The sequence below is a fragment of the Agromyces bauzanensis genome, from assembly GCF_014645655.1.
Classification (GTDB): Bacteria; Actinomycetota; Actinomycetes; order Actinomycetales; family Microbacteriaceae; genus Agromyces; species Agromyces bauzanensis.
Map to the genome: position 1 here is coordinate 88,045 of NZ_BMMD01000011.1, position 24,817 is coordinate 112,861.

At 69.9% G+C, this 24,817-nt stretch carries 23 protein-coding genes; 10 read left to right on the top strand and 13 right to left on the bottom strand.

Going from position 1 to position 24,817, the window contains the following annotated elements; translation table 11 throughout:
- Positions 1–38: 38 nt before the first annotated feature.
- The gene (locus tag IEX31_RS10785) at positions 39–935 is read right to left on the bottom strand and encodes an alpha/beta fold hydrolase (RefSeq protein WP_188743431.1); all 897 of its coding nucleotides are present in this window, start codon (positions 933–935) and stop codon (positions 39–41) included.
- Positions 932–1,606, bottom strand: coding sequence for a TetR/AcrR family transcriptional regulator (locus IEX31_RS10790; protein WP_188743432.1), 675 nt, complete (start codon positions 1,604–1,606; stop codon positions 932–934). The genes IEX31_RS10785 and IEX31_RS10790 overlap by 4 nt, the downstream gene beginning before the upstream one ends.
- 290 nt (positions 1,607–1,896) lie before the next feature.
- Between IEX31_RS10790 and IEX31_RS10795 the strand changes: the two genes are divergently transcribed.
- The 6 genes from IEX31_RS10795 to IEX31_RS10820 all read left to right on the top strand — a co-directional run bounded on the left by IEX31_RS10795 (position 1,897) and on the right by IEX31_RS10820 (position 6,966).
- A complete protein-coding gene (locus IEX31_RS10795) occupies positions 1,897–2,433 on the top strand; it encodes a DoxX family protein (protein WP_229662274.1) in 537 nt (178 codons plus the stop codon).
- Positions 2,430–2,855, top strand: coding sequence for an Rv1678 family membrane protein (locus IEX31_RS10800; RefSeq protein ID WP_188743433.1), 426 nt, complete (start codon positions 2,430–2,432; stop codon positions 2,853–2,855). Before IEX31_RS10795 ends, IEX31_RS10800 begins: the two co-directional genes overlap by 4 nt.
- 5 nt (positions 2,856–2,860) lie before the next feature.
- A complete protein-coding gene (gene fadE16, locus IEX31_RS10805) occupies positions 2,861–4,072 on the top strand; it encodes an Rv1679 family acyl-CoA dehydrogenase (RefSeq protein ID WP_188743434.1) in 1,212 nt (403 codons plus the stop codon).
- Positions 4,069–4,890 (top strand): Rv1680 family SBP-like protein, encoded by an 822-nt coding sequence (locus IEX31_RS10810; RefSeq protein ID WP_229662275.1) that lies wholly within the window; start codon positions 4,069–4,071, stop codon positions 4,888–4,890. Before fadE16 ends, IEX31_RS10810 begins: the two co-directional genes overlap by 4 nt.
- Positions 4,887–5,957, top strand: a complete 1,071-nt coding sequence (locus tag IEX31_RS10815) for an Rv1681 family radical SAM protein (protein ID WP_229662276.1) — start codon at positions 4,887–4,889, stop codon at positions 5,955–5,957. The genes IEX31_RS10810 and IEX31_RS10815 overlap by 4 nt, the downstream gene beginning before the upstream one ends.
- Positions 5,958–6,204: 247 nt before the next feature.
- Positions 6,205–6,966: a maleylpyruvate isomerase N-terminal domain-containing protein gene (locus IEX31_RS10820; RefSeq protein ID WP_188743436.1), complete on the top strand. Its 762-nt coding sequence runs from the start codon at positions 6,205–6,207 to the stop codon at positions 6,964–6,966.
- A 293-nt stretch (positions 6,967–7,259) separates the two neighbouring features.
- Here IEX31_RS10820 and IEX31_RS10825 read toward each other — a convergent pair whose 3' ends face one another.
- Positions 7,260–8,156, bottom strand: coding sequence for an oxidoreductase (locus tag IEX31_RS10825; protein ID WP_188743437.1), 897 nt, complete (start codon positions 8,154–8,156; stop codon positions 7,260–7,262).
- A 90-nt stretch (positions 8,157–8,246) separates the two neighbouring features.
- On the opposite strand from IEX31_RS10825, the gene IEX31_RS10830 reads away from it, so the two are divergent.
- The gene (locus tag IEX31_RS10830; protein ID WP_188743438.1) at positions 8,247–8,789 is read left to right on the top strand and encodes a TetR/AcrR family transcriptional regulator; all 543 of its coding nucleotides are present in this window, start codon (positions 8,247–8,249) and stop codon (positions 8,787–8,789) included.
- Positions 8,790–9,059: 270 nt separating this feature from the next.
- Here the strand turns inward: IEX31_RS10830 and IEX31_RS10835 are convergent, their stop codons facing one another.
- From IEX31_RS10835 to IEX31_RS10875, 9 genes are all read right to left on the bottom strand, one after another.
- Positions 9,060–12,500: a phosphodiester glycosidase family protein gene (locus IEX31_RS10835; protein WP_188743439.1), complete on the bottom strand. Its 3,441-nt coding sequence runs from the start codon at positions 12,498–12,500 to the stop codon at positions 9,060–9,062.
- 246 nt (positions 12,501–12,746) lie between these two features.
- A complete protein-coding gene (locus tag IEX31_RS10840; RefSeq protein ID WP_188743469.1) occupies positions 12,747–13,121 on the bottom strand; it encodes a ClpB D2-like domain containing protein in 375 nt (124 codons plus the stop codon).
- 21 nt (positions 13,122–13,142) lie between these two features.
- The gene (locus IEX31_RS10845; RefSeq protein ID WP_229662278.1) at positions 13,143–13,463 is read right to left on the bottom strand and encodes a carboxymuconolactone decarboxylase family protein; all 321 of its coding nucleotides are present in this window, start codon (positions 13,461–13,463) and stop codon (positions 13,143–13,145) included.
- Positions 13,464–13,510: 47 nt separating this feature from the next.
- The gene (locus IEX31_RS10850) at positions 13,511–14,761 is read right to left on the bottom strand and encodes a metal-dependent hydrolase family protein (RefSeq protein ID WP_188743440.1); all 1,251 of its coding nucleotides are present in this window, start codon (positions 14,759–14,761) and stop codon (positions 13,511–13,513) included.
- Positions 14,758–16,014 (bottom strand): metal-dependent hydrolase family protein, encoded by a 1,257-nt coding sequence (locus IEX31_RS10855; protein WP_188743441.1) that lies wholly within the window; start codon positions 16,012–16,014, stop codon positions 14,758–14,760. The genes IEX31_RS10850 and IEX31_RS10855 overlap by 4 nt, the downstream gene beginning before the upstream one ends.
- A complete protein-coding gene (locus tag IEX31_RS10860) occupies positions 16,011–17,630 on the bottom strand; it encodes a dipeptide ABC transporter ATP-binding protein (RefSeq protein WP_229662279.1) in 1,620 nt (539 codons plus the stop codon). The genes IEX31_RS10855 and IEX31_RS10860 overlap by 4 nt, the downstream gene beginning before the upstream one ends.
- Positions 17,627–18,535, bottom strand: a complete 909-nt coding sequence (locus tag IEX31_RS10865; RefSeq protein WP_188743442.1) for an ABC transporter permease — start codon at positions 18,533–18,535, stop codon at positions 17,627–17,629. Before IEX31_RS10865 ends, IEX31_RS10860 begins: the two co-directional genes overlap by 4 nt.
- A gap of 2 nt (positions 18,536–18,537) precedes the next feature.
- The gene (locus IEX31_RS10870; RefSeq protein ID WP_188743443.1) at positions 18,538–19,518 is read right to left on the bottom strand and encodes an ABC transporter permease; all 981 of its coding nucleotides are present in this window, start codon (positions 19,516–19,518) and stop codon (positions 18,538–18,540) included.
- Positions 19,519–19,595: 77 nt separating this feature from the next.
- Entirely contained in the window at positions 19,596–21,221 is a 1,626-nt protein-coding gene (locus IEX31_RS10875; RefSeq protein WP_188743444.1) for an ABC transporter substrate-binding protein, read from the bottom strand.
- Between the two features lie 372 nt (positions 21,222–21,593).
- Between IEX31_RS10875 and IEX31_RS10880 the strand changes: the two genes are divergently transcribed.
- Positions 21,594–22,364, top strand: coding sequence for a helix-turn-helix transcriptional regulator (locus IEX31_RS10880; RefSeq protein ID WP_188743445.1), 771 nt, complete (start codon positions 21,594–21,596; stop codon positions 22,362–22,364).
- Positions 22,365–22,389: 25 nt separating this feature from the next.
- Positions 22,390–23,595, top strand: coding sequence for a MalY/PatB family protein (locus IEX31_RS10885; protein WP_188743446.1), 1,206 nt, complete (start codon positions 22,390–22,392; stop codon positions 23,593–23,595).
- Positions 23,596–23,609: 14 nt separating this feature from the next.
- Here IEX31_RS10885 and IEX31_RS10890 read toward each other — a convergent pair whose 3' ends face one another.
- Positions 23,610–24,002, bottom strand: a complete 393-nt coding sequence (locus IEX31_RS10890) for a DUF302 domain-containing protein (RefSeq protein WP_188743447.1) — start codon at positions 24,000–24,002, stop codon at positions 23,610–23,612.
- A gap of 428 nt (positions 24,003–24,430) precedes the next feature.
- Here IEX31_RS10890 and IEX31_RS10895 point away from each other — a divergent pair, with 428 nt between their 5' ends.
- A complete protein-coding gene (locus IEX31_RS10895; protein ID WP_188743448.1) occupies positions 24,431–24,691 on the top strand; it encodes a hypothetical protein in 261 nt (86 codons plus the stop codon).
- The last annotated feature ends 126 nt before the right edge of the window (positions 24,692–24,817 follow it).

The following is a 24,817-nucleotide window of genomic DNA, read 5'->3' on the forward strand; positions in this document are numbered from 1 at the left end:
GGCCCCGCCCTCGCGGAAGTGTCGAACCCGCGCGCCGCTCAGACGGGCTCGCCGCTGCCCGCGTCACGCCGCCGGGTCAGCCGGCGCATCCACCCCGCAACCGCCGCCGGGTCGTCGCACATGGGGAAGTGGTTGCCACCGTCGACCTGCTCCTGGCGCGCGCCCGGGAATCGCTCGAGCCATCGCGGTTGGAAGCCGAAGTAGTCGTTGCGGCGACCGAACACCGTGAGCAGCGGGCGCTCGGCGAACGGGCCTCGCAGCGCGGCATCCGCGGCTCCCGTCACGTCTGCGGCGCGACGTGCGTCGGCGAAGTACCGATGCACCGAGCGGCGATCGACCCCGTGCCGGAACACAGCACGGGTCTCGGCGTCCCAATGACGGCCCACGCCGAATCGGGTCGAGCTCGCCGCCGCGAAGAATCCCGTCGCGGCGTCGAGCTCCCGCATGGGCGCACCGCCCATGAACGACAACCCGAACTTCAGCAGGCGAGTGTCGGGTGTCCACGCGAAGGTGTTCACCGCGACCAGTGCCGCGACTCGGTCAGCGCGTGCCCCCATCGCGGCGACCGCGGCCGACCCGCCGAGATCGTGGAACACGAGCGTCAGGTCACGCAGGTCGAGCGCGTCCACGACGGCGCCCACGGCATGGGATGCCGCGGAGAGGGTGACGCCCGAGGCATCCGATCGCGTGCTCAGGCCGTTGCCAGGAGCGTCGATCGTGATGCAGCGGTGATCGACGGCGAGGTCGAGCATGAGGTCCCGCCAGACGAAGCTCCACATGCCGGCGTGCACGAGGAGCACGACGGGGCCGTTGCCGCCGGTGTCGGTGTAGGCGATGGGCCCGTCGGGAGTCGTGAGCGCCGAGACCGGCCACGGCCAGGCGTCCTCCGTCAGCCAGGCGGGGCGATCGATCGTCGCGGTGGGTGTCGTGTTCATGCCGTGGTCCTTTCGGTCGTGTCGTTTCCGGCGACGCGTGCGGCCGGAGCTTCGAGTCCTGGTGCGAGGAAGCCGACGAGGCGGTCGAGTTGCCCGTCGAGGCCGTCGACGCCCTCGACGCCCATCGGGCCGGGCTCGCCCGGATCGCCCGCCCGGGCGAACTGCAGGGTGATGACGGAGACCACGAGGTCGATGCGAGCGCGGAGTTCCCGCTCGCCCAGGTGCGGGATCGCCGCCGCGAAGCGCGGCAGGAAGGCGCGCGCGATCGGGGCGAACTGGCGCTGCATCATGGCGCCGACCTTGGGCGAGGGCAGGGTGTAGGCGCGGCCCATCATGCGTGCCAGTTGCGCCCGACCGGTGTGGCGCATCTCGTCGATGACTTCGAGGTCGGGTCGGGCGAACGCGACGAGGAGGTCACGCACCGTCGGATCCGCCTGTGCGGCAAGCAGCGCGTCGAGCAACTCGAGCCGCCGCGCGTTCAGGGGTTGCAGGCGGCGGTCGACGATCGCCTCGATGAGTCCGTCTCGGTCGCCGAAGTGATAGTGGATCGCGGCGACGTTGACGTCGGCTTCGCGGGTGATCGCACGGAGCGAGGTCGCATCCTCCCCGCCCGCGGCGAAGAGCCGCTCACCTGCGTCGATGACGCGCTCACGAGTCTCGTCGGTGGCCATGTGGCTCAGCGTATCAAACAATGTTTGAAATGTCGATTGAATGACGAGGACGGCGAGCCGGTGGGCACGCCCTCATCGTCGCGAGCGCGCCCGCGTCGTGGGGATCATCACCGAGAAGCAGGATGCCGCGGCGACGCCCTCCGACGTGCTCGGCTCATGCTCGGGCCGCTCACCACGTGGGCCGGCGGCGAATCCACCAGCCATCGAGTCGTCAGCGTCCCGTAAGGAATCGCCCTTGCCATGCGCGGGCGCCCGAGCATTGAATGAGAGCGTCCGAGAGGGGGCCGCCGATGACTGTCGCGACGCAAGCGCCGCCAGCCGATCCGCTGGCGTCGTCGCTGTCGCGTGCGCTCATGGCGATCGTACGCATCGGCGTGGCGCTCATGTGGATCCAGAACGTGGCATGGAAACGGCCGCCGGATTTCGGCCGCACGAACGACGACGGCCTCTTCTTCTGGGCGAGCCAGGCGGTCGAGTACCCGGTGTTCACGCCGTACTCGGCGTTCGTCGAGTCGCTCTTCCTGCCGAACATCGAGTTCTTCGGCTGGATCATCCTGCTCGTCGAGGGCGGCCTCGGCGCGTTCCTGCTCGTCGGCCTCGCGACGCGCTTCTGGGCGGTCGTGGGCCTCGCGCAGACGCTCGCGATCGCGCTGTCGGTGCTGAACGCGCCGCACGAATGGCACTGGTCGTACTACCTGATGTTCTTCGCCCACCTCGCGATCTTCGCGACCGCGGCCGGCCGCTGGTTCGGGCTCGACGGCGTGCTCCGCCCAGGGTGGATGAGGTCGTCGAACCCCTTGGCGAAGGCGATGGTGAGACTCTCGTGAGCGAGGAGCTCGGGGGGTACGACCGCTCTGCAATCTTCCTCGGCGCCGCGAGCCTGGTCTCCGCAATCTTCGCGTTCGGTGCCGACGCCCCCACACCGATCGACTTCGCGCACGTGGGCGCCGGTGGAGCGATCGTGCTCGCCGGGTTCGGTGTCGTCGGCCTATTGGGAGGGCTGCTGCACCGCGGCATCCTGAGCGTCATCGCCGGTGCCGGCCTCACCATCGCGGCCGTCGTGCAACTCGTCACGCTCGCGATCTCGCCCCGGCCGCTCGGCGGCGACGCGACGGCGATGGCCCTGTTCGGCGCGTTCGGCATCGGCCTGCTCCTCGTCGGGTTCGCCCGCCGCCAGGCCTCGACCCCCGCTCCGACCGACGACAGCGCCCCCACCACCACCACTCCGACCGACGACCGGAAGGCCTGACGCTCATGGACCTGCACGACCGACTCGACCCGGTGCTCGCGATCGCCGCCGAACACGCCCATGACGTCGACCAGCGCGGCCGTTTTCCCGTCGAGGCGGTCGCCGCGCTGCGCGAGTCGGGCCTGCTCGGGCTCACCCTGGCGCCCGAGCACGGCGGGCTCGGGGGCGGCCCCCAGGACCTGGTCGACATGCTGAGCGCCCTCGCCGGCGCGTGCGGATCGACCGCGATGATCACCCTCATGCACGTCTCGGCCGCCATGCCCCTCGCGTCCGCTCCCCCGGCCGGCGCTCCGGGGCTGCTCGGCGACCTCGCCTCGGGTCGCGTGCTCGCATCGCTGGCCTTCTCCGAGGCCGGATCGCGCTCGCACTTCTGGGCGCCGGTCTCGCAGCCGGCCCGTGACGGCACCGGCCTCCGCGTGCGCGCCAAGAAGAGCTGGGTCACGTCAGCAGGGCACGCCGACCTCTACGTCATCTCCACGAACACCGCGGATGCCTCCGGCGTCGACCTCTACGCGATCGCCGCCGGCACTCCCGGTGTCACGGTGGATCGCCCGTGGTCCGGCATGGGGTTCCGCGGCAACGCGTCGAGCCCGATGACGTTCGAGGTCGCACTCGGCGACGCGCAACGACTCGGCGACACGGGTGCGGGCACCGACCTGATGCTCGGCGTGGTGCTGCCCTGGTTCAACCTCGGCAACGCCGCGGTCTCGCTCGGCCTCAGCCGCGCTGCGGTCGACGCCGCGCTGCGGCACACCGCCGGCGCCCGCCTCGAGCACCTCGACCAGAGCCTGTCGGCCCTGCCCACGATCCGCGCACAGTTGGCGAAGATGTCGATCGACCTCGCCGCGACATCCGCCTACCTCGACCGGGCCGCGGACCGCATCGCCGAACCGGCCGACGACACGCCCCTGTTCGTGCTCGGGAGCAAGGCGGCATCGAACGACGCCGCCCTGCGCATCACCGACGCCGCCATGCGCGTCTGCGGCGGCGCCGCGTTCTCGCAGCACCTGCAGATCGACCGGTACTTCCGCGACGCGCGCGCCGGGCACGTCATGGCACCGACGGCCGACGCGTTGTACGAGTTCTACGGCCGCGCGGTCACGGGGCGTCCGCTGTTCGACCCGCCCGCCGAACGGGCTGCCGAGGGAGCGGCGAGCGCCACGACGGATGGGACGACATCCGCTGGAGCAGACGGAGCCGCGGGAGCCGCCGCGTGAGCGACACCGCCGAGCCCCTGATCATCGGGTCCGTGGCGTACACGCCGAACGTCGTGACGATCTGGGAGGGCATGCGCGACTATTTCGCCACGACCGACACTCCGATCGACTTCGTGCTGTTCTCGAACTATGGTCGGCTCGTCGACGCACTCATCGCGGGCACCATCGACGTCGCGTGGAACACCAACCTCGCGTACGTGCGCACCGTCGCCCAGACCGATGGCCGGTGCCGCGCACTCGCCTCCCGTGACACCGACGTGGTGTTCAGCACCGTGTTCGTGTCGAGGGCGGGCGCAGGCTTCGACGGCATCGAAGCGGTGCGTGGCCGGCGCCTCGCGCTCGGCTCGCGGGACTCCGCCCAGGCCGCCATCCTGCCCGTACAGTTCCTGCGCGAGGCGGGGATCGCCGCCGGCGACGTCGAGCTGCTGCGCATCAACAGCGACGTCGGCAAGCACGGCGACACCGGGCGCAGCGAGCTCGACGCGCTGCGCGCGGTGCTCGATGACCGAGCGGATGCCGCGGCGATCGGCCTCAACACATGGGAGGCGATCGCGCGCGGTGACATCATGGCGGGCGCGCTGGGGGCGTTCTGGACCTCGCCCGAGTACAGCCACTGCACCTTCACGGCGATGCCGTCGCTGTCGGATGAACGCGCCGAGGCGTGGCTGGCGAACCTCATGGCGATGGACTGGGAGCGGCCGGAGCATCGCGCCATCCTCGAGCTCGAGGGGCTGCGCCGCTGGGTGCCACCGAAGCTCGACGGCTATCGCGGCCTGTTCGAGGCCGTTGCAGCGCAGGGGGTGTCGGACCGATGGTGAACCATGGGCTCCTCCTCGACCTCGTCGAGCGACTCGCCGCGACACCGGTGGGGTCGACGGTGGAGCTCGACGTGTCGGCGTCCGCGGCGGGCGGGGCCGCAGCGTCGGACGCCTCGAGCGCCACGAGTGCCACGGCCGCGTCGCGCGCCGAAGAGGCCGCCGCGAACATCGACCTGATCGCCCGGTGGTGCCGTGCGAGCGGCAACGAGCTCGCCGAGGTGCGCGCCGAGTCGGTCGTGGTGCGGCACGGGCGCCGGCGCGATCCGCTCGCCTTGCTCGACCCGTCGCAACTGCCGGGCACGCGGCTCTGGATGTATACCAACTTCGACTGCAACCTGCGATGCGACTACTGCTGCGTCAGCTCCTCGCCGCAGACCGACCGCCGGGCGCTCGGCGTCGACCGCGTCGCCCGGCTCGCCGACGAGGCCGCCGACGCCGGCGTGCAGGAGCTCATCCTCACGGGTGGCGAACCGTTCCTGCTGCCAGACATCGACGAGGTCGTCGCGTCGTGCACGACCCGCCTGCCCACGACGCTCCTCACGAACGGCATGCTGTTCCGCGGCGGGCGGCTCGAGCGGCTGCGCCGCATGGACCGCGACCGGCTCACGTTGCAGATCAGCCTCGACTCGGCGACGCCCGAGCTGCACGACGCGCACCGCGGCCCCCGCGCGTGGGAGCGAGCGGTGGGCGGCATCCGACTCGCGCTCGACGAGGGGTTCGACGTGAAGGTCGCCGCGACGCTGCCGGCCGACCAGGCTCACGAGGTGGCGCCGTTCACGCAGTTCCTCGGCGGACTCGGTATCCGTCCCGAGAACCGGGTGATCCGGGCGATCGCGCATGAGGGTGCCGCCGACTCCGGCGTCGAGCTGACCGTCGACTCACTCATCCCCGAGGTGACGGTGACGGCAGAGGGAGTGTGGTGGCATCCGGTTGCGGCGACTGACGAGTCGCACTTCGTGCGGGCAGAGATCTTCCCGCTGGCCGACGCGATCGCCGACGTGCGGGAACGCTTCATCCGGCACCGGGAGGCCGCCGATCGCGCGGCCGAGTGGTTCCCCTGCTCGTGAACGCACCTTCCCAGGCAGCCCGGTGACGGCCGCACCGCGCAGGGCTTGGACGGGAAGGGTCACCCGTCGGCGACGGCCGGATCGAGCTCGAGCGTCATGAAGCCCAAACCGGATGTCGATCGCAGTCGTCACCCGACCATTCTCGCCGCTCGCGCGGCCTGTCCGGGCGGCCGAACCAGCCCATTGCGGTCACCGCGCGTTCGCGCCATTGTGAGGTCATGCAGATCCTATTGCGGGGCGGGCGCGGATGAACCACCTCAGCGACCTGCGTGGGATCTCGCGGGCGTTCGCATCGGATGCCGCGTCCATCGATCCCGAGGCGGCGGTGCGTTCCGAGATCTGGCCGACCGCCGGGCGCATCATCGACCATCTCGGGAACATCCAGCGCTGGGTGACGGAGATCGTGCGCACGGGCATGCCGCAGGATCGCCGTGAGTTCCGCCGCCCTGCTGAACTCGATCGCATCGGATGGTTCGTCGACGTGAACGCGCACCTGGTCGCCGAGCTCGAGTCCAACGATCCGGCCCGCCCCTGCTGGGCGCTGTACGACACGTCCGGCGACGTGGCGTTCTGGCGGCGGCGCATGGCGCACGAGGCGGGCAAGCACCTGTGGGATCTGCGCACGGCACGCGAGCAGGCGCCACCGCTGCCCGCCGAGATCAGCGTCGAGGGTCGGGGCGACATCATCGACGAGTTCGGCGACGTGTTCATGGCGCAGGCGCGACGTCGCGGCATCGAGCCGCTTCCGGCACCGGTGGATCTCGTCGCCGACGATACGTCGCGCCGTTGGCGGGTCTCGCCGACGTGGGGGTTGAGGTCGGATGTCGCGGGCGCGACATCCGACGCGACATCCGTCGAGGCACCCGGCGTCACAGTGACCGGCTCGGTGGGCGACCTCGTGCTGTTCATCTGGGGCAGAGCCGATCCGCTGGCGCTCCCTGGGCGGTTCTCGATCGACGGCGACGACCGGGTGTTTCGCGCGTTCCGTGACACCCCGGTGCATCTCTGAGGCGGGAGCGCGGTGGGCCGGGGCAGCGTGGCCCATTCGGCGGCCGTGCCCCACCCGAACCCGTCGGGGTCGGCGAACGACCCGCCGTCGCCGTTGAGTCGGAGCCGGGTGCGACCCGGTGCGACCCGGTGCGACCCGGTGCCCTCGGGCGGAACCCCGGCGTCCTTGGCGAGGGCGCGCCGCTTGTGGAGTCCGAGGCCGATCGGGCTCGACGGTGTGGAGAATTCGACGTAGCCGCCGAAGCTCTTGGCGGCGGCGAGTCCCCCCGTCGACGTAGAAGGCAGATCGCGCTGCTACACCCCGGTGCGATCCACGTCGTCGGCGTGCGGCGCCTCGGCGTGCTGCGCCTCGGCGAGTTCCTCCTTGGTCGGCGAGAAGACGCTGCGGATGACGCGATCGACGGCCCGGTCGGGAAGCACGCGACGCAGGCCGACGATGACCTTCGCGCTGAGCGGCGTCGCGTACCGGGTTCGCGGACGTCGTGCGCCCGCGGCCTTCGCGATGGTGGCCGCGACGACGTGGGGTTCGGTCGCACCGGTCGACCGGTCTGCCGCCTCGAGCGCGCGCACGAGTGCCCGCGCCTGTGCGGCGTAGGCGGTGGAACCGGAACGCTCGATGGCGCTGCGACGGGAGATGGCGCTCCACTCGGTGCGGATGGCGCCGGGCTGGATGACGACCACGCGGATGCCGTGCGGCTCGAGCTCGACGCGCAGCGAGTCGCTGAGCCCCTCGACCGCGAATTTCGTGGCGTGATACCAGGCTCCGAGCGGCTCGTAGATGCGCCCGCCGATGGAAGAGATGTTGACGATGGTGCCGGAGCGACGCGCACGCATGCCGGGCAGCACGAGTTGGGTGAGGCGGGCGAGGCCGAACACGTTCACCTCGAACTGCCGCCGCGCCTCGTCGATGGGCACGTCCTCGAGGGCACCGTACGATCCATAGCCGGCGTTGTTGACGAGCACGTCGATGCGTCCATGCGCGGCGAGGATCTGCTCGACGCCGGCGCGCATGGATGCGTCATCCGTCACGTCCATGGCGATGGCGTGCCCGCCGGCACCGACGATCGCGGCCATGCGGTCGGCCCGCCGTGCCGCCCCGTAGACGACGAAGCCATGGCGAAGGAGCTCGAGCGCGGTCTGCTCGCCGATGCCCGACGAGGCTCCGGTCACCAGGGCCACCTGTTGTTCCATCTCAGTCGTCCTAACCGGTTGGTTACTTGGGATGTCCCAGTGTCGCACGACGCGGAGGAGAATGCAACTAACTGGTCATATACTGCTCGAATGGCCAGAAACGCCGACGAGACCCGCGCCCGCATCCTCGGGGCCGCGACCGCCGAGTTCTCGGCGCGCGGCATCGCCGGCGCGCGGGTCGATCGCATCGCCGACGCCGCCTCGTGCAACAAGGCGCTGCTCTACTCGTACTTCGGCAACAAGGAGCAGCTGTTCGACGCCGTGTTCGCCGCCCTCGTCGCGCGACTCGTCGCCGAGCACCCGGTCGACGCCGAGCACCTCGACGAGTACGCCGGCGCCCTCGTCGAATCGTACCTCGCGAGCCCCGAGCTGGTGCGCCTGGCGCTGTGGGACCGCCTCGAGCGCGGCGGTTCCGGCATGCGCTCCCCCGACCTGCTGGCGACGGATGCCGCGAAGGTGACCGCCATCGCGGAGGCGCAGGCCTCCGGCGCGGTCTCGACGCGGTTCACCCCCGCGGAGTCCCTCGCGATCGTGACGGTGCTCGCGTCGATCCTGCCGCTCCTGCTCGACGACACCGCCGAGGCGCGCGTGCGCGAGGTGGTCACGTCGGCGGTCACGCGGCTGCTCGGCTGATCGCGTCCGAGCGCGGCCGCAGCACCGGGGCCGAGGTCCGCGAGACCATCGACGCAGTCCGCGACCACACACCGGCGACCCCGCTGGCCCTGCCGGATCGTCCTCACCGGACTCCTCTTCGGCCTCGGCGCCCTGCCCGAGAGTGCACGGAAGCGCCGGCTCGCCGCCGCGCTCGACAGCTTGATGGCCCTGTTCCCCGGCCGGATCCTGCCCTTCGACCAGCGGGACATCCCGTGCTCCGCGTCTGCGCCGTTGAAACACATCGGGCGATCAGCCGGCTGAGGCCTCCGCTTCGACGACGTGCACCTCGACGCTGGCCCGCTGGCCGTTCACCACGACCTCGACGGTGCCGGTGCCGGGCGCGATCGCGTTCACCTCACCGGTGGCGGGGTTCAAGCGAAGCACGCCGGATGCCGCGACCGCGCGCTCGGCCGTGCCGACGCCGCCGTCCTCCACCGTGATGCCGTCGCCGCCCCAGATCGCGCTCATCGGCCAGCGCACCGGAACGACCCGGCCGTCGTCCTGGGTGACCGTCGCCGAGATCGGCGCGGTCTCGCCCACGAGGAGCACCTCGGGCACGTCGAGCGCGATCGAGTCGACGCGTGCGTGCACCTCGGCCTGAAGCCAGCGAGTACGGTCCTCGACGATGCTCGCGGGCTGGGGGCCGACCTTGCCGTGCGACGGGTCGATGCCGAGCATCGTCCAGCCCGTGAAGCCGCCCGTCTCGGGCGTGCCGGCCGGAGCCTTGCCCGAGTTGCCGTTGATGAGCTGCGAGACGCCGTCGGTCGAAGTGGCGTGGAAGACACCGACGTGGGCGTTCACGACGGCAACCGACTTGCCGGTGTCGGCGCGGAACTGTGCGAGCGCCTCGGTGAAGGCCGCCGCTTCGTACCGGTCGCTGAGCTGGCTCGCCTTCGACGGCAGCGGGTCGTCGGCCGGGTGATGCGCGAACACCACGACTCCCGACTTCGACGCGTCGGCGGCGGCCGCGGCGAGCTCCTGCTCGAGGAACACGAGCTGGTCGCGGTCCGACAGCCGGAAGGATCCGGCGGACGAGTTCAGGGTGACCAATTGCGTACGCCCGAGGGCGATGCTGCGGGATGTCTCGCCGAATGCGGCCTCGAAGTTCGCGATCGGCCCGCCCATGATCTCGTGGTTGCCTGGCACGTACACGTACGGCAGGCGATCGCCGATCTCCTCGTCGAGGATGCGCTTCGCGAAGGCGATGTCGGCCTCGCTCGCCTCGTCGACGAAGTCGCCGTCGATGACGAGCAGGTCGGGCTCGGCGGCGAGAATCTCGCGCAGCGTGCGCCGCGCTCCCGCGACCTGCCCGCTCTCGGGCGAACGGGCGACGAACTGCGAGTCGCTCATGACCGCGACCAGCTGCGGCCGATCCTCCACCGTGCCGTTCGTCGTGATGACCGGGTCGTACACGACGGGAGCGGCCGGCTGCGCGACATCCGGAGCGACGATCGACTCCAGTCCGGCGATCTCGACGTGGCCGTGGTACTGCACCGCGGAGCGGATCTCGAGCATGCGGATGCGCTGCAGGTGCAGCGGGTACGGCGTGCCGGCGGGCACCGCGAAGCGCGCCTGCCGCCAGCCCGTCCAAGTCACGTTCGGCCCGTCGAGGTTGATCGTGGTGCCGGCGCCGTTCTTCATCTGGATCCGCGGCCAGACGCCGCTGCCGTCGCCGTTGATCCAGAGGGTGAGGGCCTGCGGCTGGCCATCGAGCCTGCGGCCGAGGCTGCCCGGGGTCGACATCTCGGGCACGACGGCGTAGTAGCCGCGGGTTCCGGTGCTCTTGGTGAAGTCGTAGTCGAGCGCGAGCGCGGGCACTCCGTCGGGTCCGGTGGCGGGCGTCAGGGTTCCGGTGGCCCGGTCGGATGCCGCGGTCCACTCGCTGCCGTCGGCGAAGTCGGCGACCGTCAACGAGCGATGGCCGATCGTCACCGCGACATCCACGCTGCGCCCGTCGGCGGTGAACGTCACGGTGGCGGAGCCGCTCTCGACGGTCGGGGTGATGACGAAGGCATCGCGGCCATCGGCGGTCACGGTGACGTCGGCACCGCTCTCGACCGAGACATCCGCGGTCTCGATGGGGGCCGTGAACCCGTCGGCATCGAGGCCGGTCACCGTCAGCCGCGCGGTCTGGCCGGGGTCGGGCAGGGCGACGACGGTGGTGCTGGGCCGGATGCGCCGCAGCTCCCCGAGCACGCGGATGCTCGCGTCATCCATGAGGCCGCCGACCCGGAAGTCGACGCGGCTCTCGCCGGTGCGGACTCCGCGTAGCACCGCGGTGGCCCCGTCGATCGGCTCGACGGCGAGGCCAGGGAGGGCTCGGAACTCACCCTCGACCGGCACGCCGGTGAGGTTCGCGTCGAGGCCGATCGCGCTGACCGTTCGGCCGAGGCGAGGGAACACCGCGTCGGCGTCGGCGGCGTCGATCGCGGGTGCCACCGCGACATCCGTCACTTCGCCCCCCGGTGCCGTCGAGAAGAACGCGAGGCTGTTGGCGACGACGCGCTCATTGCCGTCGGAGGGCCGATTGACGATCTCGGCCTCGAAGGTGCCGGGGCGGCGGGCGGCGAGCGTGGTGGAGCCGCCCCCGTCGAGGTTCACCGCGTTGTGCACGCCGAGGTCGTGCATGAGGTCGCCGAGCTCCTGGATCGTCATGCCGCGGCTGTCGCCGGCGCGTCCGTCGATGGAGACGACGGTGATCTCGGTGCCGTCGCGATTCACCCCGACCGCCGTGCGGGCGGCCTCGATCTGGTCGTCGGGTGTCTGCACGCCGTCGACGATCATGCGCTGGGCGCCGCTGACGGCGAGGTCGACGTCCTCGTTCACGCCGACGGTCACGTCGACGGCCTGGCCGACCCGGAGCGCCGCGAGCGTCGCCGCCGCTCCATCGCGCGCGACGAGCACGCCGGTGCCGTCGGCGATCGCGGCGGGCGCCATGACGGCTTCCCGGTCGGTGGTGACCGACTGCACCACGCCGTCGGCGACGACGACCATGGCGACGGATGCCGCGAGCGAACCCGGTCCGCCCAGCGGGCGGCTGAGCGGGTGCGTGCCCCACGCCGCCGTGTACCAGCCGATCGAGTCGACCGACAGCCCCGGCGTGTTGACGCCGCGGATCGGGGTCTCGACGCCGTCGACCGTGAGCACGCCCTCGACCATGAGCTCCTGCACGGCAGCGAGGCCGTCGGTCATCGTGAAGGCCTGGCGGGGCGCGCTGCTCGCGGTGCGCAGCCCGTTGCTTGCCGACACGTTTGTGCCGACCGGTGCGCCCGACGCGTTCAAGTCGAAGTAGTCGCCGTTGATCGCGGCGACCGCGCCGGTGCCGTCGATCTGCTGCGACACCGTGGCGCCGCCCGTGACCGTGCCCGAATCGAGCACGTCGAGCTCGAGCGTGGGCGTGGTGAGGTCGGCGCGCATCACGTGGCCGGTCACCCATCCGGCGGGCTGCAGCCGGCGGAAGTCGGTGAGCACGAGCCCCGGGGCGAGCGTCTCGGTCTCTGCGGTGAGCAGCGACGAGTCGCCGCCGCCGAGGTCGAGGCCGCCGGCGTCGGGGGCGGCGACCGCCGGCGACGCCTGACGCGCATCGTCGACGGCGATGCCGCCGGCCGCGATGGCGGCGGCGAGCGCGATGACGAGGACGCGTCGACGACGCTGCCCTCCGATTCCTGGGCTGGTGGGCAGTGGTGACATGACGAAGTACCTCGCGGGTCTCGTTCCAGGTGCTGCGCGTTTGCGGCGTCGGCAACGATATGCAGGCACGAGAGCCGCGAGTCGTCGCCGAGCGGTCGTACGGGTTGCCGCCCGGTGAACAACGGATGCCTCGCCCGCCGGCGCACTGGGTCGCCGAGCTCCCCGACCGGTCGCCGCCGACTCGGTCGTGAACCGGCTCGCGAACAACGCGAGAACGATCGACTCGGCCAAATCGCGGCGGCCCGGTCACCCAGACCGGGCCGCTACCGCCTCCCCAGAACGCTGCAAACCAACTACCCGGACTCGCGCTGCCGAGAAGCGCCAAGCGCCACGGGGCTCCGAACCACACCGGTACTTCGGTACCGCGTTCCGGGACGCCTCTGCCGCCTGCTCGAGCGACACCGTGGCGTTCGGCACGGATGCCACGACGAACTCGCCGCCCGCGGCATCCACTCGCACGCCCTCGCCGTCGCCGAGCGCGCCGCTCACGAACAGGTCGCTGATGCGGTCGTCGATCTCGCGCCGGATCACGCGGCGCAGTGGGCGGGCACCGTACTCGGGCTCGTAGCCGCGCTCCGCGAGGAGGACCGGGCCCGCACCCCCGATGGGACCGACACGCAGGCGCGGCCGGACTCGGAAGGCTCAGCTCACGGTTGCGCGCTGCACCGACGAGAGCGCCTTGATGCCGTGCACGATGCCGCCGCCCGCACGAAGCGCCGCGGTGATGTAGGTGGTCTCCGCAAGCTCCTCCTCGGTGGCGCCGTGGTCGACAGCCGCGCGGGCATGGCCCTTCAGGCAGGCGTCGCACTGGGTGGTGAGGGCGACACCGAGTGCGATCAGCTCACGGTACTTACGGGGAATCTCTCCCGGCTCCGAGAAGACGGCCGCGTCGAAGGCGACGAATGCCGCCCCCATTCCGCCTGCAAGTTCGCCGAGGGGTGCCGGATGCGTGTGCTCAGCCATGTGTCTCGTTCTACTTTGCGGTGCCCGGTCGGTGGTCGTGGCCGCGGTCAGTGGTCGTGGGCGAGCGCGGCAGGCCCCGCCACGGTGCGCGACGGCAGCGCCTCGAGGTCCGGATACGGGTCGGGTGAGAACGGCACGCCGAATGCCACGACCAGCATCGGCCGCCCCAGGCAGGCGAGATCGACGGCGGGGTCGCCCGCGACGCCGATGAGGTCGGCCGCCATGCCCGGCTGCAGCACGCCCGTGATGTCATCGAGACCCATCGAGCGGGAGGACACGGCCGTCGCGGCGAGCAGGACGTCCTCGATCGGCATGCCCATGGCGGAGAGCACCTCGAGCCCGGCGGAATACGCGTGGTGCGGCGCGAGGTCGATGCCCGCGTCGGTGCCGGTCACGATCGGGACGCCCCGCTGACGAAGCTCGCGCACGACCATGGCGAGGTGATCGACGAACCCACCGGAGTCGCCGCGCAACATCTGCCATGCGAGCACGTTGAGGGTGAACGAGACGTAGACGCCGCGCTCCGCGATCTCATCGGCGACCTGCGCGTCGAAGCCCAGACTGCCATCGGATGCCACGAACGTGCAGTGCTCGAGGGCGTCGATCCCGGCGCGCACCGCGTGGCGGATGCCTTGGATGCCGTGAGCATGGGCGACGGCCTTCTTGCCGAGCCGGTGCGCGTCATCGATGGCGAGCCTGAGCTCGTCCTCGCGGTACTGCGCGAACCAGGGCGCGCTGCCTTTCGTCATGAAGCCGCCGGTCGACATGATCTTGATCGAGTCGACGTCGTGCTCGTGGTGCCGGCGCACAGCCGTGCGCAGCTCGTAGCCGCCGTCGGCCTCCCCACCCATGAACCAGCAGTGCCCGCCCGTCGGGGTCAGCGGAGCCCCGGAGACGATCATTCGCGGGCCTCGCGCGTCGCCGCGCACGATGGCGTCGCGCACGACGACGTCGAGGTATCCACGCGCACCGAGGTCCCGGGCGGTCGTGACGCCAGCGCTCAGCAACTCGCGTGCGTTGCGCAGCATGAGTACCAGCTGCTCGGGATCGGACTCGGCGTTCATCCGATCGACCGGCGCCGGGCCGCCGTCGAATCCCAGGTGCACGTGGGTGTCGATCAGTCCGGGCATGATCGTGCCGTCGACGTGGCGGCGCGGGGCATCACGGTGGGCCTGCGGCAGGTCCGCGAGGGGGCCGACCCAGGCGATCAGCCCCTCGTCGTCCACGACCACGCACGCCGCGTCGATCGTGCCGGCCTCGGTGTGCGTCCGAACGCGGGTGGCGGTGTAGACGATCATCGGGCGCCTTCCTTCTCGCCGGCAGTCATGGAGTCCCGGGCGCGCACGTAGTCGGGATCGGGATCGGGGACATCGAGCGGATCAGGCGCGAACTCCTCGCCGCGGGCCAACACGAGCCGCAGTCGACGCAGGGCCGAGACGTCGGCGAGCGGGTCGCCGTCGGCGACGACCAGGTCGGCTGACGCGCCCGTGCGAAGCTCTCCGGTCTCGCCGGCGACACCGAGTGCCTCTGCGGCAAGCGAGGTGGCGCCGACGAGCACCCGCTCGATGGGCACGCCGAGGATCACGGATGTCTCGAGCCCGCCGACGTAGTTGCGGTGCGGAACGCCGTCGATGCCCGCGTCGTTGCCCGCGATGAGCTTCACGCCTCGCTCGTGCATCAGCCGCACGGGCGGCTGGAACTCGGGGTTGTCGCGCATCATGGCGGGCAGGTTCCAGGTGGCCGTCGCGCAGACGTGGATGCCACTGGCCACGATCTCGTCGATGACCGAGAGGTCGGGCGCGATGCGCGTCCCCTCGGATACGAACGTGCAGTGCTCGATCGTGTCGACGCCCGCAGAGACGGCGCGCTCGATGCCCTCGACACCGTGGGCGTGCGCGGCCACCTTCTTGCCGAGCCGATGTGCCTCGTCGACGATGGCCGACATCTCCTCGAGCGAGAACTGCGCGAACCACGGGGCACTCTTCGCGGTCATGAACCCGCCGGTCGCGTTGACCTTGATCAGGTCGACGCCCGCCTTGTGCTGCGTGCGCACGAGCTTGCGCAGTTCGTCGGGCGAGTCGGCGCGTGCGTGGTTCTGCCACGTGTGCCCCCCTGTCGTGGTGATCTGCGCACCGGCGACCAGGATGCGCGGCCCTCTCACGACGCCCTCGTCGACGAGGTCGCGCACCTCCACGCTCAGGTTGTCGCGCGCACCGAGGTCCCGCACAGTCGTGACCCCCGCGCTCAGCAACTCGCGCGCCGAGGCGATCATGACACCCACGAGGCTCGGCGCCGAGCGTGCGAAGGAGCGGCGCTTCGTCCCCTCGCCGCCGTCGTACGACAGGTGGGCGTGCGACTCGATCAGTCCGGGCAGGATCGTGCCTCCGGCGAAGTGGCGTGTCGGGGCATCCGCATGGCTTATGGGCAGTTCCGCTGCCGGCCCGACCCACGCGATCCGGTCGCCGTCGACGACGACCGCGCCGTCGGCGATGCGCGATCCCTCCGTGCCGAGCCACACAGTGTCGGCGGTGTACACGTGCGCGTCGGTCATGCCACCAGTTCCTTTCCTGGGATCGCGGCGAGCAGCTCCCGGGTGTACGGATGCGTCGGGTCGCTGAAGATCTGCTCGACCTCGCCGAGTTCTCGCAGCACACCGAACTGCATCACCGCGACTCGATGCGACAGCTGGCGTACGACGGCGAGGTCGTGCGAGATGAAGAGCATGGTCACGCCGAGGTCCTGCTGCAGTTCTGTGAGCAGGTCGAGCACCTGCGCCTGCACCGACACGTCGAGGGCGCTGGTGGGCTCATCGCAGACAAGCAGCTCGGGCGACAGGGCGAGCGCCCGGGCGATGGCGACACGCTGCCGCTGGCCGCCCGAGAGCTCCTCGGCCCGCCGCCTGGCGGTGTCTGCCGGAAGCGAGACGCGGTCGAGCAGCTCGACTACCCGGGTGCGCTGATCCCGTCGCGAGCCGACGCGGAACGCCCGAAGGGGCTCCTCGATGATCGCCGAGACGGTGTAGCGCGGGTCGAGCGATGCGTAGGGGTTCTGGTACACCACCTGCATCCGTCGACGGAGAGCGCGCAGTCCCCTTGTGCCCTGCTCCGACATCCGCTCGCCGTCGATGAAGACCTCGCCGCTCGTCTGCTTCTCGAGCTGGAGCACGATCCGGGCGAGCGTGGACTTCCCCGACCCCGACTCGCCCACGACGCCCAAGGTCTCGCCCCTGCGGATGTCGAGGCTGACATCGTCGACCGCGGTCAGCGTGCCGCCGGCCGGCAGCGCGAACTGCTTGGTTACGTGCTCGAGGCGCACGACGCGGTCGTCGGCCGACGAGCCCTCGGCCAGCACCGGCGGGCGGCGTACCGAGGGGGTCGACAGGCTGGGAGCTGCGGCGAGCAGCTTCTGCGTGTACGGGTGGCCTGGCCGCGACAGGATGTCGTCGGCGCGTCCCTCCTCGACGATCTCGCCCCGGCTCATGACGATGAGGCGCTGCGCCCGGTCCGCGGCGACCGCGAGGTCGTGGGTGATGAGCAGCATCGCCGTGTCGTGCACCGAGATCAGCTCGTCGATGTGATCGAGGATGTGCCGTTGTACCGTCACGTCGAGCGCGCTGGTGGGCTCGTCGGCGATCACGAGGCGGGGCGTGCACGCGAGCGCCATGCCGATGAGCACCCGCTGGCGCATGCCGCCAGACAGCTGGTGCGGGTACTGCTCGGCGCGCGCTTCGGGGTCGCTGAGACCGGCTTCCCGCAGGATGCGCACGGCCTCCTGCGCGGCATCCGACTTCGACATGTTGCGGTGGATGCGCAGCGGTTCGGCGACCTGCGAACCGATCTTCATGACGGGGTTCAACGAGACCGTGGGGTCCTGGGGGACGAGGCCGATCGACTCCCCGCGCAGCCCGCGCCAGGCACGATCGCCGAAGCGCGTGACGTTCAGGCCGTCGAACTCGATCGACCCCCCGGTGATCGCGCCGTTGTGCGCGAGCATGCCGATCAGCGACTGTGCGACGGTCGTCTTCCCCGAGCCGGATTCGCCGACGATCGCCACGACCTCACCGGCCGCGATGTCGAACGAGACCCCGTGCACGGCTTCGCGGATTACACCGCGCGAGGTGTACGAGATGCGCAGGTCGCGAACGCTGAGCAGGGATGAGGTGATCACTGGCGGCCGCCTTTCTCGAGCGCGCGGGCGACGCGGTTGGTCGCGAGCACGAGCAGGGTGATGACGAGGCCGGGAAAGGTGATGAGCCACCAGGCCGTGGCGATGAAGTCGCGTCCCTCGGACACGAGGCGACCCCACTCCGGCGTCGGCGCCGGCGCGCCGTAGCCGAGGAAGCTCAGCGCGGAGACGGCGAGGACGGCGGTGCCGAACTCGAGCGCCGCGACGGCGACGACCGACCCGGCCGAGTTGGGCAGCACGTGGCGGAAGAGGATGGTCCACCAGCGGCATCCGGCGGCCTTCGCGGCCTCGACGTAGAGCGAGGTGCGCACCCGCAGCACGTCCGCACGCATGAGGCGCGCGAAGTTCGCGACGCTGGCGAGTCCCACCGCGATCGCCACGTTGACGAGTCCATAGCCGAGGATCGTGATGAGCGCCATCGACAGCAGCAGGGGCGGAATGGCGAGCACGACATCGACGACGCGCATGAGGATGTCGTCGAACCAACGGCCGAAGAACCCTGCGGCGAGGCCCATGAGCGAGCCGACCACGAGCGCGACGCCGACCGCGATCATGATGGCCTGAATCGAGTTCACCGCGCCGAACACGACCCGTGCATACAGGTCGCGCCCGAGGGAGTCGGTTCCGAACGGGTGCGCGCCCGACGGTGGCAGCAGTCGGTCGGCGACCTCACCCGTCAGCGGGTCCGAGGAGGTGAAGATGCCGGGTACCACGACCCAAGCTGCGATGACGGCGATGAAGGCGATCGCGAGCAGCAGTCCAGGCTGGCGTGCGGTCCACCCGACCACGCGGCCGGCGGCCGAGGGCTCGCGGGGTGCGGTGATCGCGGTAGGGCCCACATGGTCGACCGCGGTGGCGGTGGTTGCGTCCGTTATCAGCGAAGTCACGATCAGGCCGCCTTCACGAGGAGTCTGCGCGGGGGCCGGAGGGTCTGCCGGATCCGTGGATCAAGCAGCGGGTAGAGCAGGTCGACCACGAGTGTGGCGACCACGAAGACGATGGCGCTGAACACGACGACCCCCATCACCACGGGGATGTCCTGCGCATTCACGGCTTCAACGGTCATCCGGCCGAAGCCCTGCCGGCCGAAGACGGTCTCAATCACCACGGCGCCGCTGAGCAGGGCGCCGAGGAGCATGCCGACCATCGTCAGCACCGGAAGCAGGGCGTTGCGCGCGGCGTGCACGGCCATCGCCCGCAGACGGGAGGCACCCTTGGCACGAGCCGTGTCGAGGAAGGGTTCGGCCATCATGGTGCGCAGGCTCTTGCCGAAGACCTGCGCGATGATGGCCGAGACCGGGATGGCCAGCGCGATGGCCGGGAGGATCGTCGACGTCCAGCCGTCGTTCCCGAACGCCGGCAGCAGCCGGAGGCTGAACGAGAACACCTGGATGAGCAGCAGCGCCGACCAGAAGGTCGGGATGCTCGCACCCACCGAGGGCAGCGAATACAGCAGCTGTCGCAGTGGACCGAAGCGCGTGTAGGTCGCGACGAACCCGAGGAGCATGCCGACGACCACGGCGATGAGCAGGCCCTGCACAGCGATCGCGAACGTGGGCGGCAGGTTGTCGGCGAGCATCTCGGTGACCGGGCGCCCGGTCTGGTACGACGTGCCCCAGTTGCCGGTGGCCGTGTCGATGAGGCGGGTGACGTACTGGACGACGACAGGCTGGTCGAGGCCCATCTGGGCGCGCAACTCGTCCAGCTGCTGTTCGCTCGCCTCGCTGCCGGCGTCACCCTGCAGTCCGCCGCTGGCGATGATCTGGGCGGGGTCGGACGGCATCAGGTACAGGATGATGAAGGCCAACGTGAAGGCCGCCCAGACCACCACGATGGCCTGGCCGATGCGGCCGGTGAGATAGCGGCTCACCGGGTCTCCTCTCGTCGTGTGGAACCGGGGTGGTTCCCGGGGCGGCCGGCCGTTCGACGCGGCCGCCCCGAGAATGGCTACGGCACCATCCAGGTGTCGTAGAGCCAGAGCCGGCTCGACGCCTCGAACTGCAGGTCGTTCACCCCGTCGCGCACCGCGTAGGCGGCGGCGAGCGCGTGCAGCGGCACCACGTAGGCGTTCTCGAGCACGCTCTCCTGGATGTCGCCTGCGATCTCGACGCGCGTGGCGGGGTCGGGTTCGGCGGCCTGCGCCTCGAGCAGCGACTGCAGATCTGCGTCCGCCAACGAGTAGTAGTTCGTCCCGGTGTTGCTGAGGGTCGATCGCAGCACGTCGATGTCGGCGCGGGTCAGGTTCCCCACCGTGGCGTCGAACGAGTCGGACTCGAGCGCGACGAGGAAGTCGGCGACCACCATCTGCGAGGTGTTCAGGCGGATGCCGATCTCGGCGTATTGCTGCTGAAGGAGTTCCACGACCGGCCCGTCGAAGAAGTATGGGAACTCCAACTCGAGCCGCACGCCGTCCTTCTCGCGGATGCCGTCGTCGCCCTCGGCCCAACCTGCATCTTCGAGCAGTTCGACGGCGCCCTCGGGGTCGTACTCGAGGAACTCGCTGAAGTCGTCGGCGCCCGGGGTTGTCGGCGTCAGTACGCCGAGCGTCTCAGCGCCGGTCGGACCGAGCACGGTGAGCACGTCGGCACGGTCGACGCCCATCATCATCGCCTGCCGCACGGCGGGGTCTGAGACGACCTCCGAATCGAGGCGGAACATCACGGACACGGCGAAGCCCGGGTTCGCGCGGGTGACCATGCTGAAGCCGTTGCCGGAGAGGGAACCCTCGTCCTGCTGCTGCACGCTGTCCATGGCGTCGATCTGCCCGGAGAGGAGTGCACCGGTGCGCACGCTGTTCTCGGGAAGCACCTGGAACGTCACGCTGTCGAGGTAGGCATCGCCGTCGTGGTCGGCCGCGGGCGGAGCCCAGTCGTAGCCCTCGCGCTTGGTGATGACCGTCGCGTCGTTGGCGGTGTAGCTCTCGAGCACGAAGGGGCCCGTGCCGACGACTCCCGCGGCACACCGCTCGTCGGCGGTCATGGCAGCCGTCTCGCTCGAGACCATGCCCATGGCGATGTTCGCCGTCGCCTGCAGGAATTGCGCGTTGGGCCGCGAGAAAGAGATCTCGATCGTGTGGTCGTCGATCACCGTCGCCGCCTCGAGGCCGGCCACGTAGGGCCCGGCGATGGGGGCCTTCGCGCCGAGCGCCACGATCCCGTCGATGTTGTCCTTGACCACTTGGGCGGTGAACTCCGATCCGTCGCTGAAGGTGACGTCGTCGCGCAGCGCGAAGGTGAACGCCGAGCTGTCTTCGTTCACTTCCCACGACTCGGCGAGCCAGGGTGTGACCTCGCCGGTCTCGGGGTCCTGCTCGGTCAGCGAGTCCACGAGCTGGCGCGTGATGCTCAGCGATACGTTGGTGCCGAGCTGCTGGTTGTCGATGCACGTGGGGTCGAGGTACGTGCCGATGATGAGGTCGCCGCCGGGGGTGGGTTCCGCGGTCGCCGACGTTTCGGGGCCGTCGGCGCTTCCGGCGCATCCGGCGAGTGCGACGCCGACGGCGAGGGTCGCGCCGGCGACGGCGGTGAGCCTCCCGCCGCGGTGACCGCGGCGAGATGCGAGATAGGGATTCATGGACTACTCCTCGGGCTACAGGGACAGTTCGAAGTGCGGGGGTGTTCGAAGTGCGCTGGTTGACGAGAGTGGCGCCTCAACTCAACAGTTGGTTCAAGCTAGCCGCGCAGAGCCCTACGTTCTTCAACTTCGTGTTGGTTTTACACGCTCTTTACATGCGTGCAACACGTGATTGAATGCACTCACACAAGTTGAATGGATCACTGAGCTTGCTGGAAACATCCGCTGATCAGCCGTTCCCTAACCGCATAGAGCCGCCGACGATAGCGAGGATGACGCCGTTGTCCGTGGTGGGGTAGAACCAGACCACAACTCTGTGTTGAGATATTGCTTGTCACGGCCACCCGGCCTTCGTACTTGAGGAGAGAATCCATGAATGAACAGTCGCGTGCGCTCGACGATGAGCACACCGGTGATCGCGCGCCGCGCCGCACGATCGACGGTGAACGGCTGATCACGGTCTTCTCGCGGCTCGTCGAGCCGATCGGGCGGGCGCTCCCCACCTCGAGCGAGGTCGTACTGCACGACCTGAGCCTGCTGCCGAACTCCATCGTTGCCGTGTTCGGCGACGTGACCGGCCGTCGCATCGGCGATCCGGCCACCGACCTGTTGCTCCAGCAGGCGGTCACGGGGTTCCAGGAGCACGACCTCGGGTACGAGACGGTGCTCTCCGACGGCCGGCGCATGCGCTCGTCGACCATGATCATCCGGGATGTCGCCAACAACCCCGTCGCCGCGTTGTGCATCAACACCGACATCTCGGCATGGATGGCGATCAAGCAGATCGCCGACGTGATGGTCTCCGTCGCCGGTGTGCGCCCGGGCGATCCGCCCGTCGCGCTGGCGAGCCCGGCGGAGCCGAAGGAGACCTTCGTGCGCGACGTCGACGAACTCGCCTCCTACCTCATCCACAGGACGATCTCGGCAGTGGGTCTGCCGGTCTCGCGGATGAAGAAGGAACACAAGCTGCAGGTCGTGGCCGAGTTGAAGGCCCGCGGGCTCTTCCTGCTGCGTGAGGCGGTCGAGATGATCGCCGAATCGCTCGAGGTGAGCCGCTTCACGATCTACAACTACCTGAACGAGCTGTCGGGCTCCGACGAGGGCGTGGCAGAGGCCACGGCCGAGGGCGCCAACGACGAATGACCGAACACCCCGAGAGGAAAGACCCATGGTGACCGTTGACTTCGATTCCATCTCCGAAGGCGAGCTCCGCGACGCGGGCAGCGTGAAGTGGACGATGTTCCCCGACATGATCGGTGCGTTCGTCGCCGAGATGGACTTCGGACTCGCCCCCTCGATCAGCACCGCTCTGAAGTCCGCACTCGACCGCGGCCTGACGGGGTACCTCCCCACGCAGCTGGCGGCCGACCTGGCTCAGGCGACGGCCGACTGGTACGCCGACGCATACGGGTGGCAGGTGCCTGCCGACCGCGTGCACCACGTGCCCGACGTGATCGCCGCGTTCGAGTTGACGATGAAGAGCTTCACCGGGCCGGATTCGGCCGTGATCGTGCCGACCCCCGCGTATATGCCGTTCCTGATGGTGCCCCCAATGCTCGGACGCCGCGTGATCGAGGTGCCGAGCCTCGAAGTCGACGGCCGCTGGGTGATCGACCCCGAAGGGCTCCGCCGGGCGTTCGACGATGGCGGCGAGCTGCTTGTGCTCTGCAACCCGCACAACCCGCTCGGCACCGTCGCGACCCGCGACGAGCTGCTCGCCATCGCCGACATCGTCGCCGAGAAGCAGGGCCGCGTGTTCTCCGACGAGATCCACGCCCCCATCGTCTACTCCCCCGCGGTGCATGTGCCCTACGCATCGGTCTCCGAGACTGCTGCCTCGCACACCATCACCGCGTCATCCGCATCGAAGGCGTGGAATTTGGCTGGCCTCAAGTGCGCCCAGGTGATCCTCTCCAACGACGCGGATGCCGCGATGTGGGAGTCGTTCGGATTCTGGGCCGGCCACGGCACCTCCACCCTGGGCGTGCTCGCCAACACTGCCGCCTACTCTGCCGGAGGCCGCTGGCTCGAAACGGTCGTCGACTACCTCGACGGTAACCGCCGACTGCTCACGGAGCTCGTCGCGGAGCACCTGCCCGACGTGCGGCTGGTCATGCCCGAGGGCAGCTACATCGCCCTCCTCGACTTCCGTGCGACTGGACTCACCGGCGATCTCGGCGAGTGGTTCCGTGACCACGCAGGCGTCGCGATGACTGACGGGGCCGCCTGCGGCGAGGCGGCGATCGGTCATACCCGTTTCATCTTCGCGATGCCGAGGCCGATCATGCGCGAGGCGATCCTGCGGATGAGCAAGGCCCTCGTCGAGCGCGGCCGAGACGCGTCGGCGGATGGGGACCGGGTCGCGGTGGCGTAGTTCGGCCTGGAACGTCAGGTGTGGAGGCTGTCGAGGGTGGCTCGCAGCATCCCGCCGATCCGCTCGGCCACGGGCAGCATGGCGTCGTTTCCCGTGAGCTCATGCATCGTCGCCGGATCGATGGTCTCCACGGCCGTGGTCTCGGTGTCGACTGAACGCACGACCACATTGCACGGCAGCAGCAGCCCGATGGACTCCTCCGCCTGCAAGGCTTCGTAGGCGCTGGGCGGATTGCAGGCGCCGAGTATCACCTGGGGTGCGATGTCGACGTCGAGCTTCTTCTTCAGAGTCGCGGCCATGTCGATCTCGGTCAGTACCCCGAATCCGTGGGCGGCCAACGCCTCGCGGGTCGCAGCAAGTGTCGTGTTGAACGGCTGGTGGACGGTCGTGCTGAGGGCGTAGCCCATCGTTTCCTCCTGTGCCCGTGCGGACGGTATCGACCTGAGATCACCCTACTCGCGACGTCGGCAGTGGGCGGCTTGCGGGGGGTGGGGGCGGAGCGCCGCCCCCACGTAGATGACGATGATCGCCGCAGACGCATCAGGCGGCCTCGATGTGTCGTCGGGTCGAGCCCACGGTCGCCGATTTCATCCGGGCCGTCCACGCTTTCCTTGCTCGTTGTGAGTTTCTTGTGACGTTCGGCGCTCGAGCGCCGTCTCACTTGTAGAGCGTTGTCTTTCGCTCGTTGGATGGTGCGGCCCTCGGGGTTGTGCAACCACAGGCACTTGTTGTCGCAGTTGGAGTGCTCGCGGCGGTAGCCGGGATCGTTCTCGTCTGTCTCGCACTCGGCCCAGGGCGGCGACCGATGCATCAGCTTGGAGTCTCCTCGCACGCGGTGGTCGTGGACAACGGGGTGATCGTGTCCTCGATCGCGGAGCAGGTGCGGCGCGAGTTGGACCTGTCCAAAGGCGCGGTGGTCGTGGGTATCAGCCACCGGGGCGCGGATGTGACTGTTCGGCCCGAGCCGGGGCAGTTCGTGGAGAAGAGTCAAGTGCGCTCCGTCGTTGAGTCGGAGCTTGCCGGCTATGACCTGTCGCCCCGTGTGAAAGTGCGGGCGCGGGTCCAGCGCGCCGCTGACGTGGAGGGTGTGTCATGAATGCCACGAACGCATGCGGGTATCGTCTGGAACCCCTCCAAGACCGACCAAGGAAGACCTCGAAACCGCGCTGCGGGACGCGCAGCAGAGTGCGGGCAGGAGAGTGTCGTGGTTCGAGACCAGAGT

Bases quoted from the DNA above. Each gene is read 5' to 3' on its own strand.
- IEX31_RS10785 (WP_188743431.1), bottom strand. From the start codon at position 935: ATGAACACGACACCCACCGCGACGATCGATCGCCCCGCCTGGCTGACG.
- IEX31_RS10790 (WP_188743432.1), bottom strand. From the start codon at position 1,606: ATGGCCACCGACGAGACTCGTGAGCGCGTCATCGACGCAGGTGAGCGG.
- IEX31_RS10795 (WP_229662274.1), top strand. From the start codon at position 1,897: ATGACTGTCGCGACGCAAGCGCCGCCAGCCGATCCGCTGGCGTCGTCG.
- fadE16 (WP_188743434.1), top strand. From the start codon at position 2,861: ATGGACCTGCACGACCGACTCGACCCGGTGCTCGCGATCGCCGCCGAA.
- IEX31_RS10820 (WP_188743436.1), top strand. From the start codon at position 6,205: ATGAACCACCTCAGCGACCTGCGTGGGATCTCGCGGGCGTTCGCATCG.
- IEX31_RS10825 (WP_188743437.1), bottom strand. From the start codon at position 8,156: ATGGAACAACAGGTGGCCCTGGTGACCGGAGCCTCGTCGGGCATCGGC.
- IEX31_RS10830 (WP_188743438.1), top strand. From the start codon at position 8,247: ATGGCCAGAAACGCCGACGAGACCCGCGCCCGCATCCTCGGGGCCGCG.
- IEX31_RS10835 (WP_188743439.1), bottom strand. From the start codon at position 12,500: ATGTCACCACTGCCCACCAGCCCAGGAATCGGAGGGCAGCGTCGTCGA.
- IEX31_RS10845 (WP_229662278.1), bottom strand. From the start codon at position 13,463: ATGGCTGAGCACACGCATCCGGCACCCCTCGGCGAACTTGCAGGCGGA.
- IEX31_RS10850 (WP_188743440.1), bottom strand. From the start codon at position 14,761: ATGATCGTCTACACCGCCACCCGCGTTCGGACGCACACCGAGGCCGGC.
- IEX31_RS10855 (WP_188743441.1), bottom strand. From the start codon at position 16,014: ATGACCGACGCGCACGTGTACACCGCCGACACTGTGTGGCTCGGCACG.
- IEX31_RS10875 (WP_188743444.1), bottom strand. From the start codon at position 21,221: ATGAATCCCTATCTCGCATCTCGCCGCGGTCACCGCGGCGGGAGGCTC.
- IEX31_RS10880 (WP_188743445.1), top strand. From the start codon at position 21,594: ATGAATGAACAGTCGCGTGCGCTCGACGATGAGCACACCGGTGATCGC.
- IEX31_RS10885 (WP_188743446.1), top strand. From the start codon at position 22,390: ATGGTGACCGTTGACTTCGATTCCATCTCCGAAGGCGAGCTCCGCGAC.
- IEX31_RS10890 (WP_188743447.1), bottom strand. From the start codon at position 24,002: ATGGGCTACGCCCTCAGCACGACCGTCCACCAGCCGTTCAACACGACA.